Source organism: Pedobacter sp. JCM 36344, from assembly GCF_046546555.1.
GTDB lineage: Bacteria > Bacteroidota > Bacteroidia > Sphingobacteriales > Sphingobacteriaceae > Pedobacter.
The window spans coordinates 1-14,022 of sequence record NZ_JBKHKK010000011.1 but is presented as its reverse complement, the minus strand read 5'-3'; the positions used below and the strand labels follow the sequence as shown (position 1 = coordinate 14,022).

The 14,022-nt window shown below is 39.8% G+C and carries 13 protein-coding genes and 1 tRNA gene; 13 read left to right on the top strand and 1 reads right to left on the bottom strand.

The window, feature by feature from the left end; all coding sequences use genetic code 11:
* Positions 1-12 precede the first annotated feature (12 nt).
* The 4 genes from ACHFIZ_RS11830 to ACHFIZ_RS11815 are packed head-to-tail and all read left to right on the top strand — an operon-like array spanning position 13 to position 4,549.
* The gene (locus tag ACHFIZ_RS11830) at positions 13-2,055 is read left to right on the top strand and encodes a BatA domain-containing protein (protein WP_410886062.1); all 2,043 of its coding nucleotides are present in this window, start codon (positions 13-15) and stop codon (positions 2,053-2,055) included.
* The gene (locus tag ACHFIZ_RS11825; RefSeq protein WP_410886060.1) at positions 2,052-3,311 is read left to right on the top strand and encodes a dihydroorotase; all 1,260 of its coding nucleotides are present in this window, start codon (positions 2,052-2,054) and stop codon (positions 3,309-3,311) included. Before ACHFIZ_RS11830 ends, ACHFIZ_RS11825 begins: the two co-directional genes overlap by 4 nt.
* Positions 3,304-3,975: a hypothetical protein gene (locus ACHFIZ_RS11820; protein WP_410886058.1), complete on the top strand. Its 672-nt coding sequence runs from the start codon at positions 3,304-3,306 to the stop codon at positions 3,973-3,975. Before ACHFIZ_RS11825 ends, ACHFIZ_RS11820 begins: the two co-directional genes overlap by 8 nt.
* A 13-nt stretch (positions 3,976-3,988) precedes the next feature.
* Positions 3,989-4,549 (top strand): DUF4199 domain-containing protein, encoded by a 561-nt coding sequence (locus ACHFIZ_RS11815; protein WP_410886056.1) that lies wholly within the window; start codon positions 3,989-3,991, stop codon positions 4,547-4,549.
* Positions 4,550-4,618: 69 nt separating this feature from the next.
* On the opposite strand, the gene ACHFIZ_RS11810 is transcribed toward ACHFIZ_RS11815, so the two are convergent.
* Positions 4,619-5,401 (bottom strand): DUF1080 domain-containing protein, encoded by a 783-nt coding sequence (locus tag ACHFIZ_RS11810; protein WP_410886054.1) that lies wholly within the window; start codon positions 5,399-5,401, stop codon positions 4,619-4,621.
* A gap of 297 nt (positions 5,402-5,698) precedes the next feature.
* On the opposite strand from ACHFIZ_RS11810, the gene ACHFIZ_RS11805 reads away from it, so the two are divergent.
* From ACHFIZ_RS11805 to ACHFIZ_RS11765, 9 genes are all read left to right on the top strand, one after another.
* A complete protein-coding gene (locus ACHFIZ_RS11805; RefSeq protein WP_410886052.1) occupies positions 5,699-6,655 on the top strand; it encodes a glycosyltransferase family 2 protein in 957 nt (318 codons plus the stop codon).
* Between the two features lie 4 nt (positions 6,656-6,659).
* The gene (locus ACHFIZ_RS11800; protein ID WP_410886050.1) at positions 6,660-7,625 is read left to right on the top strand and encodes a glycosyltransferase; all 966 of its coding nucleotides are present in this window, start codon (positions 6,660-6,662) and stop codon (positions 7,623-7,625) included.
* Positions 7,625-8,413, top strand: a complete 789-nt coding sequence (locus ACHFIZ_RS11795) for a hypothetical protein (RefSeq protein ID WP_410886049.1) — start codon at positions 7,625-7,627, stop codon at positions 8,411-8,413. The genes ACHFIZ_RS11800 and ACHFIZ_RS11795 overlap by 1 nt, the downstream gene beginning before the upstream one ends.
* A gap of 6 nt (positions 8,414-8,419) precedes the next feature.
* Positions 8,420-9,919, top strand: a complete 1,500-nt coding sequence (locus ACHFIZ_RS11790) for a GH3 auxin-responsive promoter family protein (RefSeq protein WP_410886047.1) — start codon at positions 8,420-8,422, stop codon at positions 9,917-9,919.
* On the top strand, positions 9,916-11,076 hold the full coding sequence (locus ACHFIZ_RS11785; protein WP_410886045.1) for a 1-deoxy-D-xylulose-5-phosphate reductoisomerase: 1,161 nt from the start codon (positions 9,916-9,918) through the stop codon (positions 11,074-11,076). Before ACHFIZ_RS11790 ends, ACHFIZ_RS11785 begins: the two co-directional genes overlap by 4 nt.
* A gap of 27 nt (positions 11,077-11,103) precedes the next feature.
* A complete protein-coding gene (gene rseP, locus ACHFIZ_RS11780) occupies positions 11,104-12,432 on the top strand; it encodes an RIP metalloprotease RseP (RefSeq protein ID WP_410886043.1) in 1,329 nt (442 codons plus the stop codon).
* Positions 12,433-12,435: 3 nt separating this feature from the next.
* The gene (hscB, locus tag ACHFIZ_RS11775; RefSeq protein ID WP_410886041.1) at positions 12,436-12,969 is read left to right on the top strand and encodes a Fe-S protein assembly co-chaperone HscB; all 534 of its coding nucleotides are present in this window, start codon (positions 12,436-12,438) and stop codon (positions 12,967-12,969) included.
* Positions 12,970-13,121: 152 nt separating this feature from the next.
* The gene (locus ACHFIZ_RS11770; protein WP_410886039.1) at positions 13,122-13,421 is read left to right on the top strand and encodes a DUF3817 domain-containing protein; all 300 of its coding nucleotides are present in this window, start codon (positions 13,122-13,124) and stop codon (positions 13,419-13,421) included.
* Between the two features lie 44 nt (positions 13,422-13,465).
* Positions 13,466-13,545, top strand: a tRNA-Leu gene (locus tag ACHFIZ_RS11765).
* Positions 13,546-14,022 lie beyond the last annotated feature (477 nt).

Genomic DNA, 14,022 nt, shown 5'->3' with positions numbered 1-14,022 from the left:
CTTTGATTTTTAATGAATTTCCTATATCCAGGTTTTCTTTTTGCGCTGCTGACAATAGCCGTTCCTATTGTAATTCACCTATTTAATTTCAGAAAATTCAAGAAAGTATATTTCAGCAATGTACAGTTTTTGAAAGAAGCTAAGGAGCAAAATTCCACTCGCGAAAAGCTTAAACATCTTCTGGTTTTGTTTAGCAGGATTCTGGCTATTACCTTTTTGGTATTGGCTTTCGCCAGACCGTTCCTTCCTTCTGGCAAGACCATAAATCCTTCTCAAAGGAATGTCGTGAGCATTTACATCGATAACTCTTATAGTATGGAGACGGTAAATAAGGAGGGAAGTCTGCTGGATGAAGCTAAAAGAAAAGCAAAGGAGATTGTTAGTAGCTATGGGTTAAATGATCAATTTCAGTTATTAACCAATGATTTTGAAGGCAGACACCAAAGATTTATAAACAAGGACGAGTTTGTTCAGCAGTTGGAGGAAGTGAAGATTTCTTCCGCCAGCCGTTCTTTACAACAAGTAATAAATAGACAGCAGTCAGGTGCAAATAACAATGATATTATAAGTTACCTGCTTTCTGATTTTCAAAAGAACTTTAGCGGAACACAACCAATCCGGACAAACAGTTCTAGTACACTGACCTTCATTAAGCTAAACGCAAACAGCTTACCCAATATATCTGCAGATAGCATCTGGAGCCTATCTCCAGTTCACCAACCTAATCAAAGCGAGAGAATTGTGGTTCGTCTTAAGAACTTCGGTGATGAGGATGCGAAGGATGTCCCTATTAAGCTTAGTTTGAATGGTCAGCAAAAGGCGATTGGCAATGTTGCAGTTTCTGCGGGGAAATCAATCACAGATACCTTAAGCTTTAGCGGACTTAATGCAGGATGGCAAAAGGGGATTCTGACAATCAAGGATTACCCTTTAACTTTCGACGATGAGCTCAACTTTAGCTTCAATGTGAACGCTGAGATGAATGTGCTTCATATTTACGGTAATCCCTCCCAGAGCTACATCAAATCCTTATTTTCTGCTGATTCCTATTTCAAATTGACAGAAATGCCAGAAGGTAATGTAAAATATTCCACTTTTTCAGGTTATAGCCTGATCGTAGTGACGGGTTTGAAAGAACCATCCTCTGGACTGGCCCAACAGTTGAAATCATACGTCCAAAATGGTGGAAGTCTGATTGTGTTCCCTGACCTGAATGCTGGATCGGCGCGTTACTCACCTTTTTTGACCGGCTTGTCACTCCCCTCGGTAGAGCAGATAAATGCAGGAACTCCTGTTACCAGTACGCTGGATTTGAAAAACGAACTTTTTAAAAATGTGTTTGATCAGATTCCAAAAAACCTTGACCTGCCAACTGTGAATCGGTATTTCAGTTATGTATCGCAGAACACATCATCCAGAGAAGATGTATTACAGCTTCCACTAAACAACTTTTTACTGGCGAAATACATTGTTGGTGCGGGTAAAATTTATTTGTCGGCAAGCTCATTGGATCCTAATGACGGGAATCTGGCCAGGCATCCGGTGTTTGTGCCTATAATGTTCAAGATCGCCTTTGGCAGCGCTAGAACTTTTCCTTTATACTATACCACTGGAACGAGCGATGTATTGGAGAGTAAGAAAATTAATCTACTCAAAAATCAGTCTCTTAAGCTGGTTTCCGATCAGTTCGAGGCAATTCCAGACCTTCGTCAAACACCTGGAAGTACCTTGCTTTATGTCGCCGATCAAATAAAAAAGCCAGGTTTTTATAATTTAGAAAAGGGTGATTCGACTTTAGCGGTAATGGCATTTAATGATAACCGAATAGAATCAGACATGCATTATGCAAGCAATTTGGAATTGGGTAATCTCTTAGGAAAACAAAAGGTCAATATATTCAATTCAAGGAAAGACGCGCAATCATTGCAGGTGACTGCAAAAAGTAATAGTACAGAGCTATGGAAACTTTGCGTTATTTTAGCTTTAGTTTTTCTGGCCATTGAGATTTTACTGATCAGATTTTTTAATAATACAAAAAACTTAAAAAGAGCATGAATCTTCTCATCACGGACGTTACAATTGTAGATCCTAATAGTCAGTTCAATCAAAAGAACTGTGATTTAAGCGTAGAAAATGGAGTAATAGCCGCTATCGGTAACGGTCTGGTGAAACGTGGCGAGAATGTTATCGATGGAAAAGGCTGCATCTTATCACCTGGGTTTTTCGACTTGAATTGCTCCATCGGAGATCCGGGATACGAGACCAAAGAGGACATTAATACTGCCACGGATGCCGCAAAAGCAGGAGGTTTTACAGGAATAGCTGTGTTGCCCAACACAAAACCTGTAGTACATTCTAAGGGAGAGGTGGAGTACATCATCAACCGTTCTAGGTACAACCTGGTTGATGTGCATCCAATTGGTGCGATCAGTCGTGATATGGAGGGCAAAGAGTTGGCTGAATTGTATGATATGCAACAGGCTGGCGCAGTAGCATTCTCTGATGGGGGTAAGGCTATTGCAGATGATGGTTTCATGAGCAGGGCCTTGCAGTATGCTAAAGGATTTGAGGGGCTTCTGATGGTTTATCCTGAAAATAAATCTATCGCAGGCAAATCTCAGGTTAACGAAAGCGCAACAAGTGTATTGCTTGGAATGAAAGGATTGCCCGCACTTGCAGAAGAGATGCAAGTGAGCAGGGATATTTTTCTGGCGACTTATCATAATACTCCAGTGCACATTAGCACTATTTCAACGGCTGGTTCTGTTTCATTGCTTAAAAAGGCGAAAAAAGATGGTGTAAAAGTCAGTTGCGATGTTGCTGCACATCACCTTGTTTTAACCGAAGACCTGTTGAATGATTTTGACAGTAATTATAAAGTTAAACCTCCGCTGAGAGGCAAAAGTGATATTAAAGCCTTAATAGCAGGTTTAAAGGATGGAACAATTGATGCTATAACCTCGCAACATCGTCCGCATGAGATTGAGTTCAAGGATGTAGAATTTGAGATCGCTGCTTTTGGAATAGTCGCCTTGCAAACCGTGTTGCCATTATTGCTTAAAGCAGGATTAGCTACAGAGTTGATTGCAGAAAAGCTAGCGATTAATCCGCGTAAGCTTCTTGGTTTAGCGGTTCCAGTTATTAAGGAGGGAGAATTAGCTAATTTTACGGTTTACAATCCTACAGAGAGTTGGACTTATAACTTGGAAAACAACTACTCTAAATCTGCCAATTCACCTTTATTAAACAAAACACTTACCGGTAAAATAAAACTGGTTTATAACAACAAACAATTACAATCATATGGATAATCACGTAAAAGTTGCCTTAATTGCATCATTAGATAAGTTTGCAGAGGTATCGGGAACCGACTCGGTGAAGCTGGAGGAATCATTAGTTGAGGTCTTTAGTAAAGACCTTGGTTTTCTTGAAAAAGTAGCAGAGTTTGATGAGGTATTTGATGAATTCCCCCCATTTGATGAGCTTCGAGAAGTGTTTTTTGATCTACTGATGATCAACTTCTTTGCGAATGATATCAAAAAGCTGGAGGAAGATTACTTGGAAAGTGATGAATGGGCAGATATCGAAGAAGAAACGATCGAAAGGGGAACCGAACTATTGAACCTATTATTATACATAAATGAATGTCATGATGAGCGGATTAGTCCAGAGCTTGGCGACTTCTTGAAAGAATTCTTGTTGGTTGAAGAGGATGAGTTCCAGGATGAATTCCATATTTATGAAGACTTAATCAGTAATCAGCAATTGGTTGAATCGAGTATTGAGGACATCTGCGGTCATGCCGGCATGATTGAGATCAGTGAAGAAATGGAAGAGTTATTTGTGCCATTTATGGTATTTTTCCATCAACCGAATTCAAGCATTCAGGTGATTAAAGAATTAGAAGAGTATAGTGCGAATAAAGAGTTTGATATTGCGGTTTATACATTAATTGCTAATTTTAACTTAAATTAACCAAACAAACATTATGGAAGTAAGACAAAAATTATTAAATGGCCTGTCGGCCAAAAATGGTTTAATCATTGCAGTGGTGAGCGTGGTATTGTCGCTCGTGATTCACTTTATTGATCCATTGCTAGCTTATACGAGTATTTGGCTTGGCCTTGTATTGTTCGTGTTGTTCGTTGGACTGCTGGTTTATGCAGGAAAAACAGTTAGAACTGAGGTTGGCGGTTTTTGGTCTTTTGGAGAAGCTTTCAAATCCTTTTTAATTATGGGTTTGATTATTGCAGCGACATCTACTGTTTACAATGTAGTATTAATGACAGTGATAGATCCAGAGTTACCAGTTAAAGCTGGTGCAGCTATTGACGACAATACAGTGGCGATGATGAAAAAATTCGGGGCAGGGCAAGAGCAGATTGATGAAGCAATGGCAAAGGCAGGCAGTAATGCAGACAAGTTAAAGATCACCCCTAAAAACGTCGTTACAAGCTTCGGAATCGCCTTGGCGATCTATGGTGTATTCGCTTTAATCTTGGCAGCAATTATGAAGAAAAACCCACCCGTTAAGTTTATAGAAGAATAATAAATCCTTTACATTGAAAAGGCCCGCTATGAAATTTCATAACGGGCCTTTTTTATGGTTGTTAACTTCTTACAACTCTCTAACCCAAATGTTACGGAAACTCAGTGGCAAACTTGGATCGCCATGTGATTGCAACTTGATAGGAGACGGACCGTGTGCTTTTCTATAAGCAGGATCACCAATGTATTGAGTTGGGCCTTTCAATTCCGCATTATTCTGTACTAGCACACCATTGAAAAGTACAGTTACTCTGGCAGGCGTTTTAATCGACTGATCTGTGTTGAAAGTTGGTGCAGTCCAGATGACATCATATGCCTGCCATTCGCCTGGTTTGCGAGTTGGGTTAGCTAAAGGAACTAGTTGCTTGTAAATACTAGCAGCCTGGCCATTTGTATAGGTGTCATTTTTGTACGAGTCTAAGATCTGCAACTCGTAGCCGTCATCTCCTTTTCCGATTGAGGCAAGGAATAGCCCGCTGTTTCCTCTTCCCTGACCCTTGCCCTGGATATTAGCAGGAACCTGCCACTCGATGTGCAACTGGTAATTGTTGAATGCCTGTTTCGTCTCGATGTTTCCTGACTTTTTATTTACAGTGAAAACATTGTTTGCAACAGTCCATGCCGCAGGCTGGGTTCTATCGTTGGTCATCACCCATTTGCTCAAATCTTTACCGTCGAATAAAATGACAGCATCAGAAGGTGGAGCAACCGTAACTTCTTTAGTTGCCACAACTGGAGGTACTGGGGTGTAAAACTCTGTCTGTTCAGGTTTGGTTTTCTCTTGCGCATTCGCCATGTTCATTCCTGCAATCATCAAGGAAGCAACAAATAAGCTTTTAGGAAAGTTCGTCATTGTGTGTTTTTAAATTATGGTTATATGTAAAGTTATAAAAAAACAGAATATTTTAAAGCTTTTACCTGTTTCACTGTTACACAAGCAAATATCATACAAAGTGCCGAAGATTTTCTTAATGGCGAAATCAATCATCGGATTTATAAAACGACTTTTGTTATGGTTCATTCTTTTTTTGTTTGAAACTAACCTCAGTTTAAAATTAACGAAGAACCAAGCTGTGAAGCATTCTGTCTTTTAGCGGATCACAAATATTTTATCTAAGTTTGCAGATCGAATTAAGCTTTGTAATCACACATGGATATTTCTGTTGTCATCCCGTTATATAATGAAGACGAATCGCTGCCTGAACTGACTGCCTGGATTGCAAAAGTGATGGATGAACATCACTTCTCGTATGAGTTGCTTTTTATTGACGATGGTAGCACCGACAATTCATGGGTGGTAATAGAGGAACTGAAACTTCAATACCCTTCCTTAAAGGCCATCAAGTTTCGTAGAAATTATGGTAAGTCGGCAGCACTAAATGTGGCTTTCGAAGCTGCGCAAGGTGAGGTTATTATCACGATGGACGCAGACCTTCAAGATAGTCCGGATGAAATTCCAGAATTGTATAGAAGGATCAGAGAAGAGAAATTAGACCTGATCTCTGGCTGGAAAGCTAAACGATATGATCCCTTAAGTAAAACAATACCTACAAAAATCTATAACGCTGCCACAAGACGTATGTCTGGCATTCATAATCTTCATGATTTCAACTGCGGTCTTAAAGCTTACCGTAAAGAGGTTGTTAAGAACATTGAAGTGTATGGTGAAATGCATAGATATATCCCAGTAATTGCTAAATGGGCAGGATTTACTAAGATTGGAGAACAGATAGTTGAACACCGAGCTCGAAAATATGGTGTTACCAAGTTTGGAATGAGTCGGTTCGTTAATGGATTACTTGACCTATTATCTATCTTCTTTGTGGGTAAATTCGGTAAACGTCCAATGCACTTTTTTGGGACCATGGGGGTCTTGAGTTTCCTGATCGGAACTTTTTTGGCAATTTGGCTCATAGGTGTTAAATTGTATGACATTTCTATGGGTATCCCATTGAAACGAGATGTAACAGACCAACCCTTGTTTTATATCGCATTAGTCGCTATCATTTTGGGGTCACAACTGTTCCTGACTGGCTTCGTAGCTGAATTAGTTTCCAGAAGCGCCCCTGAACGAAACCAATACCTCATAGAAAAAGAGATTATTTAATTCAATGTTCTTTTCGATAATTATTCCCCTTTATAACCGTCCACAAGAAATTGACGAGCTGCTAAATAGCCTCAGCAAACAGACCTATCTGCAATTTGAAGTGCTAATTATAGAAGATGGCTCTACTAATGACGCTAAAGCGGTAGTCGCCAAATATGAACACGCACTTGATGTCAAGTATTTCGTAAAACCCAATGCCGGACAAGGCTTTGCTAGGAATTATGGTTTCGAAAAAGCAGAGGGAGACTTCTTTGTAATTTTTGATTCGGATTGCCTCATCCCAGCCGATTACCTTGAAACTGTAAGGAACTACCTGTTTGAGCACAATCTGGATGCATATGGAGGTCCTGATGCTGCTCATGATAGTTTTACTCCGGTACAGAAGTCGATTAGTTATGCCATGACCTCGCTTTTCACAACAGGTGGCATCAGGGGTAATGCCAAACATATTGGCCAATTCCATCCCAGAAGTTTTAACATGGGAGTTTCTAGGGAAGTATTTGAGAAAGTGGGAGGATTTATTTTGACCAGATTGGGGGAGGACATAGAGTATAGCATCAGGATCCACGAAAATGGATTTAAGATTGGGTTGATCCCAGGGGCGAAAGTTTACCATAAGCGGCGCACCAGCTTTCTGCAGTTCTATAAACAAACGCACTTTTTCGGAAGGGCGAGAATAAATATTTATAAACATTTCCCGGCAGAACTAAAATTAGTCCACTTCTTTCCGGCGGCATTTACCTGTGCTGTGATATTTACCCTATTAATGAATTGTTTTTATGCACCTTTGGCGTATCTCTGCAATTTCATAATGTTGGTATACTTTATGTTGATATTTTTTCACTCCTGGCAAACTAATAAATCATTAAAAGTTGCATTTTTGAGCGTCATTGCTTCATTTATACAGCTTATCGCTTACGGATTGGGCTTTATGCAGGATTTTATTAAAAGAGTAGTATTTAAACAATAATGATAGATTTTTTAAAAGAGAGTACATTTGCCGTCAACGAAGTTATTAGCAAGGCCTGGCAGGTAACTAAAAGGAATTACTTTTCCATTGCCACGCTTTCCTTTCTCATGTTCATTACTTCGTCTGCTTCAGGATTGATGGCCTTCTTTCTAAAAGATGTCCACTGGGCAATGCGAGCTTTAATGGCGTTCATCTTTATCATGTTTTTCTTTACGATCAATCTGTCACTTTTCAAATATATTTTCCATTTGTTGGACGATGAAGATCATGACGTAAGTATTGTAAGCACTATTCCTACAAGACAGCAGATCATCCGCTTTTTGGTGGCTACATTGTATTTCATTCTTTGTATTGTAGGCGTATATTCTGTTGTTATGGTTTTAGGTCTTCCATTTGTCTATGCCGGTATCGATTTGCAGAAGGTATCAAGTGTTGCTATCCCGGTTGGATTAGTCGCCATTTTTATTACCTGGATCAGGATTTCTTTCTTTCCCTTTTTTATAATCGACAAAAACTTGACTTCCTTCGCGTCCATCAAATATAGCCTTGCGACAACCAAAGGAAATTTCACCAAAATACTCCTACTTTTACTAGTGCTAGGAGGGTTCCATTTATTAAATCTTTTCTTTAGCATGGTTCACTGGCCATTTGTAGCCTTCTTTGTAAATATTCTCAGTTCTTTTATTATTGTTCCGCTTTCAAGTGTCGCCTTAACTATTGCCTATCGTAAAATGATGGTAGAGTATCAGGTAGAAGGTGAACCAGATATCATTCATAACCTGATTTAGATCCCCATGGGCATAAAAGCAGCATTGAGTAAACCGTTTGCTGCCTTTGTTTTAAAAGGCATCAATAAATGGAAAAAGAATGCAGTTGCGGCACAGAAAGAGATGCTAGCTATGCTGGTAGACGAGGCAAAAAATACTGCTTTCGGGAAAGACCATAAATTTTCTTTGATTAAAGATTACAACGATTTTAAAAGGCAGGTTCCAATTCGGGATTATGAAGATCTTCGTCCGTATGTAAATAGGGTAATTGCTGGAGAAGCCGATGTGCTTTGGAAAGGAAAGCCACGCTATTTCGCGAAAACCTCGGGTACTACATCCGGAGTAAAATACATCCCGCTTTCAGAAGAATCCATACCTGAACATGTAAAGGCTGCCAGAAATGCTTTGCTCAGTTACATTCATGAAACGGGTGACGCTTCCTTCGTGGATGGTAAGATGATTTTCTTACAGGGAAGCCCTGTACTTACAAAAAAAAATGGGATTGATGTAGGGAGATTATCGGGTATTGTAGCGCATCTTGTTCCAGCGTATTTACAGAAAAATAGACTTCCTTCCTACGAAACCAATTGTATTGAAGATTGGGAACAAAAGGTGGACGCAATCGTTGAGGAAACCTATATGGAAGACCTGCGGCTTATTTCCGGTATTCCACCATGGGTACAAATGTACTTTGATAAGCTTAGTGATAAGTCGGGTGGTAAGAAAATCAAAGACGTTTTCAAGAACTTTAGCTTGTTTGTCTATGGTGGTGTCAACTACGAACCCTATCGGGCGAAAATTGAGAAGAGTATCGGTAGGAAAATTGCCACAATTGAAACCTATCCGGCTTCAGAAGGATTTATAGCTTACCAGGATAGCCAATCCGATAAAAGTCTTTTGCTGCTGGTAAACTCAGGTATGTTTTACGAATTTGTTCCGGCAGATGAGTTCTACAATGAAAACCCGACCAGACTTAGCCTTGCTGAGGTTAAACCTGGAGTAAACTATGCATTAATTCTGAATACCAATGCCGGACTATGGGGTTATAGTTTGGGAGACACCATCAAATTTGTCTCGTTGAATCCTTACAAAATCATGGTAACGGGCAGGATCAAGCATTTTATATCCGCTTTTGGAGAGCACGTAATAGGAGAAGAAGTGGAGCATGCTCTATTAAGTGTAGCCAACGAAGAGCATGTCGGAATCACAGAATTTACGGTAGCACCTCAGGTAGAAACAAAGGTGGGAGAACTCCCTTACCACGAGTGGTTTGTCGAATTTTCTAGTCCTCCTAAAGACTTGGAGACTTTTAGTAAAAAAGTAGATGAGGCTTTGCAGAAGAAGAATATTTACTATTTTGACCTTATTGAGGGAAAAATCCTCCAGCCCCTGATCGTCCGTACGTTACAAAAGGATGCTTTTGTGAATTACATGAAAGGAAAGGGTAAGCTTGGTGGACAAAATAAAGTGCCAAGACTATCGAATGATAGAAAGATTGCAAATGATTTAAGTAGCTATCAAATTTGAAGAATATATCCATTTTAGGTTCCACAGGTTCCATTGGAACCCAGGCCTTGTCTGTAATAGAAGCACATCCTGATCTTTACCGGGTTTGTGCAATCACAGGGCAGTCAAATGCCAATCTGCTGGTCAGTCAGGCGTTAAAATTCAAGCCAGAACTGGTGGTTATTTGTGACTTAGACCTTTACAATGAGGTAAAAGCTGCGTTGGCACATACTGAAATAAAAGTACTTGCCGGTGTTGATGCGCTTTGTGAAGCAGCAAGCCTACCTCAAGCTAATTTTGTGCTGACCGCAATTGTAGGCTCTGCTGGTTTAAAACCGACAATTGCTGCGATAAAAGCAGGGAAAGACATTGGGTTAGCAAATAAGGAAACGCTGGTCGTTGCTGGAGACCTGGTGATGCGTCTTGCGAAAGAATTTGGCGTGAAGGTCATTCCCGTGGATTCAGAACACTCTGCCATATTTCAATGTCTGGTTGGCGAGGAACTAAATTCTGTGGAAAAGATTTACCTTACTGCATCGGGTGGGCCTTTTAGGGGAAAGGATCGGAACTTTCTACAAACCGTAACTAAAAATGAAGCATTAAAGCATCCCAACTGGGTAATGGGTGCGAAGATCACCATTGATTCAGCCTCATTAATGAACAAGGGATTGGAGGTGATTGAAGCGAAATGGCTATTCGATCTCGAAGCAGATCAAATAGATGTCATCGTACACCCCCAGTCGATCGTACATTCGTTGGTTCAGTTTAATGACGGGTCGATGAAGGCACAAATGGGGCTACCTGATATGAAGTTGCCCATCCATTATGCTTTTGCGTACCCTGGTAGAATAAGCAGCAATTTTAAACGTTTTAATTTCATGGATTGCCCGGAGCTGACGTTCTCACAGGCAGACGCCAAAACATTCCGCAATTTAGACCTTGCCTATCAAGCATTGAGGAAGGGCGGGAACATGGCTTGTATCGTCAATGCGGCGAATGAAGTTGTAGTAAGTGCATTTTTGAAAGATCAAATTGGCTTTCTGGAGATGAGTGACGTGATAGAATCCTGCATGAACAAGGTAGAATTTATCGCAGAGCCGAGCCTGAATAATTATTTAGAAACGGATGCGCATACACGTATATTTGCGCATCAGTTAGTAACAAAACAAGTTAAGTAGAATCAAAATAAGAATATTAAATAATATATGAGCGGACTGATTATGGCGGCCCAGTTACTTCTGGGGTTATCGATACTAGTTATTTTACATGAGTTAGGACATTTTATTGCGGCACGTGCCTTTGATATTAAAGTAGAAAAGTTTTACCTTTTCTTTGATGCCTGGGGAGTTAAACTTTTCAGTTTCAAAAGAGGAGATTGCGAATATGGAATCGGTTGGTTGCCATTGGGAGGATATGTGAAAATCACTGGCATGATCGATGAATCGATGGATACGGAGGCCATGGCTTTACCACCACAACCTTGGGAATTCAGGTCTAAACCAGCTTGGCAACGTCTTATTGTAATGTTGGGTGGGGTATTTGTAAATATTGTGGTTGGAATCCTGATTTTCTGGATGCTTACTTTTAAGTATGGCGAGACTTTCATTCCTAATAGCTCCGTAATTGGTATTAATCCGGGTATTATCGGTAAAGAGATCGGATTACGGTTGGGTGATAAAGTAGTTGCCATAAATGGCAAAAAGGTTATTCAATTTGATGAGTTGATCAGTTCTAAAGTATTGCTTGGTAACACTACACTTACTGTTTTGCGCGACGGAAAGGCGATGGATATCAAGGTTCCTGATAATATACTGAATAGAGTTTCTGATTTAGGGCCTGAGGAATTTATTAGCAGAATGCCGTTAGGGACATCAACGCTTGATAGCATCGCTCCTGGAAGAACCGCTGAAAAAGTAGGGTTGAAGAAAGGCGACAGAATTACCGCTATTAATGGTGTGCCTGTAAAATATGATGCTGAAGTAAGGTCAATAATTCCAAATTATAAAAGTAAAACTGTTAAACTTGATGTTGTTCGCGGTTCTGAAAAATTGAGTTATAGTTTACCATTGGACACATCAGGTGCAATGGGCGTCATATTTAAGGCCAATGAGTTTAAAGAAGAAACTGTAAAGTTTGGTTTCTTTGAATCACTGCCTCTAGGCGCGAACCAAGCCTGGAGAGTATTTAGCGACAATGGAAAAGGAATCTGGAAAGTATTGACAGGAAAAGTCAAAGCGAATAAGGCATTCTCAGGCCCTGTAGAGATCGCAAGAAAAGTTTATGGCGGAGAGTGGGTATGGAAAAGGTTTTGGGCTGCAACAGGCTTTATTTCGATCGCATTGGCTTTTATGAATCTGCTTCCTATTCCCGCCTTGGATGGTGGTCACGTAGTCTTCTTGCTGGTAGAGATGGTGAAAGGAAAACCACTTGGCGATAAATTTATGGAACGTGCACAAATTGCGGGTTTCGTTATCCTACTTTCCTTGATGGTCTTTGTGCTTGGTAATGACATCTTTAAGGCTGTTATGCATTAGACTATGATAGATTACTTTGAGTTCTATGGATTACCCATAAGCTTTAATCCAGATACCGTGATCGTTAAACAGAAGTTCTATGAGTTTAGCAAAAAGTATCACCCCGATTTCTTCATTAATGAATTGGAGGAGAAGCAGGCTGAGGTTTTGGAGAAGAGCACGGTAAATAACAAGGCCTATCAGATATTGAGCGATCCTCAGAAACGGTTGCCATATATTTTAGAATTAAAAGGGCAGCTGTCAGAAGGAGAACACTATAAATTGCCTCAAGATTTTTTAATGGATATGATGGACATTAATGAAACATTGTTGGACTTACAATTCGATCCCGATGCTGAAAAGCTCTCGGCTGTCAAAGTAGATGTTTCAGCTGTTGATGAGGGCATTCAAAAGGAGATAGATTTCCTTACAGATTCATTTGAAAGCAAGTCTGAAGCTGAACAAGCTATTCTTTTACCTGCGGTGAAGGATCTTTATTATAGAAGTAAATATCTGTCAAGGATAAAAGAAAGTATGGACAAGGCTTCTGCCTCATAAACAATGATAGATATGGGAAAATATGTAAGTGTTTTAGAAAACAAGTTTGTATTAATTGGCCTGGTTACATTATCAGTACTAACTATTTATCAGTTCGGCAAATGCATGGGGGAATTCCTTTATTATATTACGAACTAACAGTTGGCAATCATATGAGTACATTAAAGATATTTAGAAATGTAGCAGTAGCAGAAGGTATATCCTATATCGCCTTAATTTTTATTGCTATGCCCCTAAAGTATTTTGCTGATATGCCATTAGCGGTGAAATACACTGGCTGGGTACATGGATTGCTTTTCGTATTGTACATGATCTTTTTGATAATGAGCTGGATGGAGTACAAATGGAACTTCAAAAAGGTATTCTTGATTGGCGGTGCATCATTACTTCCTTTTGCTCCATTTTGGGTGGATAAAAAGTTGAAAGAAGATAATTCAAATAAATCTTGGTAATTGTGGATTCAATGAATACATTTGCATCCCGCTTAACAGCAAATGCCCAGCTGGCGGAATTGGTAGACGCGCTGGTCTCAAACACCTGTGGGAAACCGTGCCGGTTCGACTCCGGCGCTGGGTACGGCCCCTTTTTACGCAAGTAAAGAGGGGTTTTCTTTTAAAAACTTCCATAGCACTTCAGAAAAAAGGATTTTAGCGGTTCGATCTCCGGTTAGGGTATGTGAAATACCCCAGAAGTACTAAAGTCGAACCGGTACCATTAAAGCGAATAAATTTAGATCCCTAAATTGATTAGGGAGCATAACTTTTTTATGAACATCTTATAAAATGCTGCTGGTATTTAAATCCGAGATCCCGCAAGGGTAATGCGATAATGGCAGCCGCTCAAAGGAGTTTGTTCTATTTTTTAGCTATTCCTTCTCAATAAATCTTGAAGTCTTCATTTAAAATGGCATAATGAAAATTATCCACCCATTTTCCTCTAATCGGCAAAATTTTTCTTCGCAATCCCTCTTTCTGCATCCCCATTTTTTCCAGCACCTTAATAGATGCAGTATTTCCTGTTGCAACTCCAGCTTCAATTCTATGTAGGAGCAAT

Excerpts from the sequence above, each read along its gene's own strand:
- ACHFIZ_RS11830 (WP_410886062.1), top strand. The coding sequence starts at position 13 with ATGAATTTCCTATATCCAGGTTTTCTTTTTGCGCTGCTGACAATAGCC.
- ACHFIZ_RS11825 (WP_410886060.1), top strand. The coding sequence starts at position 2,052 with ATGAATCTTCTCATCACGGACGTTACAATTGTAGATCCTAATAGTCAG.
- ACHFIZ_RS11820 (WP_410886058.1), top strand. The coding sequence starts at position 3,304 with ATGGATAATCACGTAAAAGTTGCCTTAATTGCATCATTAGATAAGTTT.
- ACHFIZ_RS11815 (WP_410886056.1), top strand. The coding sequence starts at position 3,989 with ATGGAAGTAAGACAAAAATTATTAAATGGCCTGTCGGCCAAAAATGGT.
- ACHFIZ_RS11810 (WP_410886054.1), bottom strand. The coding sequence starts at position 5,401 with ATGACGAACTTTCCTAAAAGCTTATTTGTTGCTTCCTTGATGATTGCA.
- ACHFIZ_RS11805 (WP_410886052.1), top strand. The coding sequence starts at position 5,699 with ATGGATATTTCTGTTGTCATCCCGTTATATAATGAAGACGAATCGCTG.
- ACHFIZ_RS11800 (WP_410886050.1), top strand. The coding sequence starts at position 6,660 with ATGTTCTTTTCGATAATTATTCCCCTTTATAACCGTCCACAAGAAATT.
- ACHFIZ_RS11795 (WP_410886049.1), top strand. The coding sequence starts at position 7,625 with ATGATAGATTTTTTAAAAGAGAGTACATTTGCCGTCAACGAAGTTATT.
- ACHFIZ_RS11790 (WP_410886047.1), top strand. The coding sequence starts at position 8,420 with ATGGGCATAAAAGCAGCATTGAGTAAACCGTTTGCTGCCTTTGTTTTA.
- rseP (WP_410886043.1), top strand. The coding sequence starts at position 11,104 with ATGAGCGGACTGATTATGGCGGCCCAGTTACTTCTGGGGTTATCGATA.
- hscB (WP_410886041.1), top strand. The coding sequence starts at position 12,436 with ATGATAGATTACTTTGAGTTCTATGGATTACCCATAAGCTTTAATCCA.
- ACHFIZ_RS11770 (WP_410886039.1), top strand. The coding sequence starts at position 13,122 with ATGAGTACATTAAAGATATTTAGAAATGTAGCAGTAGCAGAAGGTATA.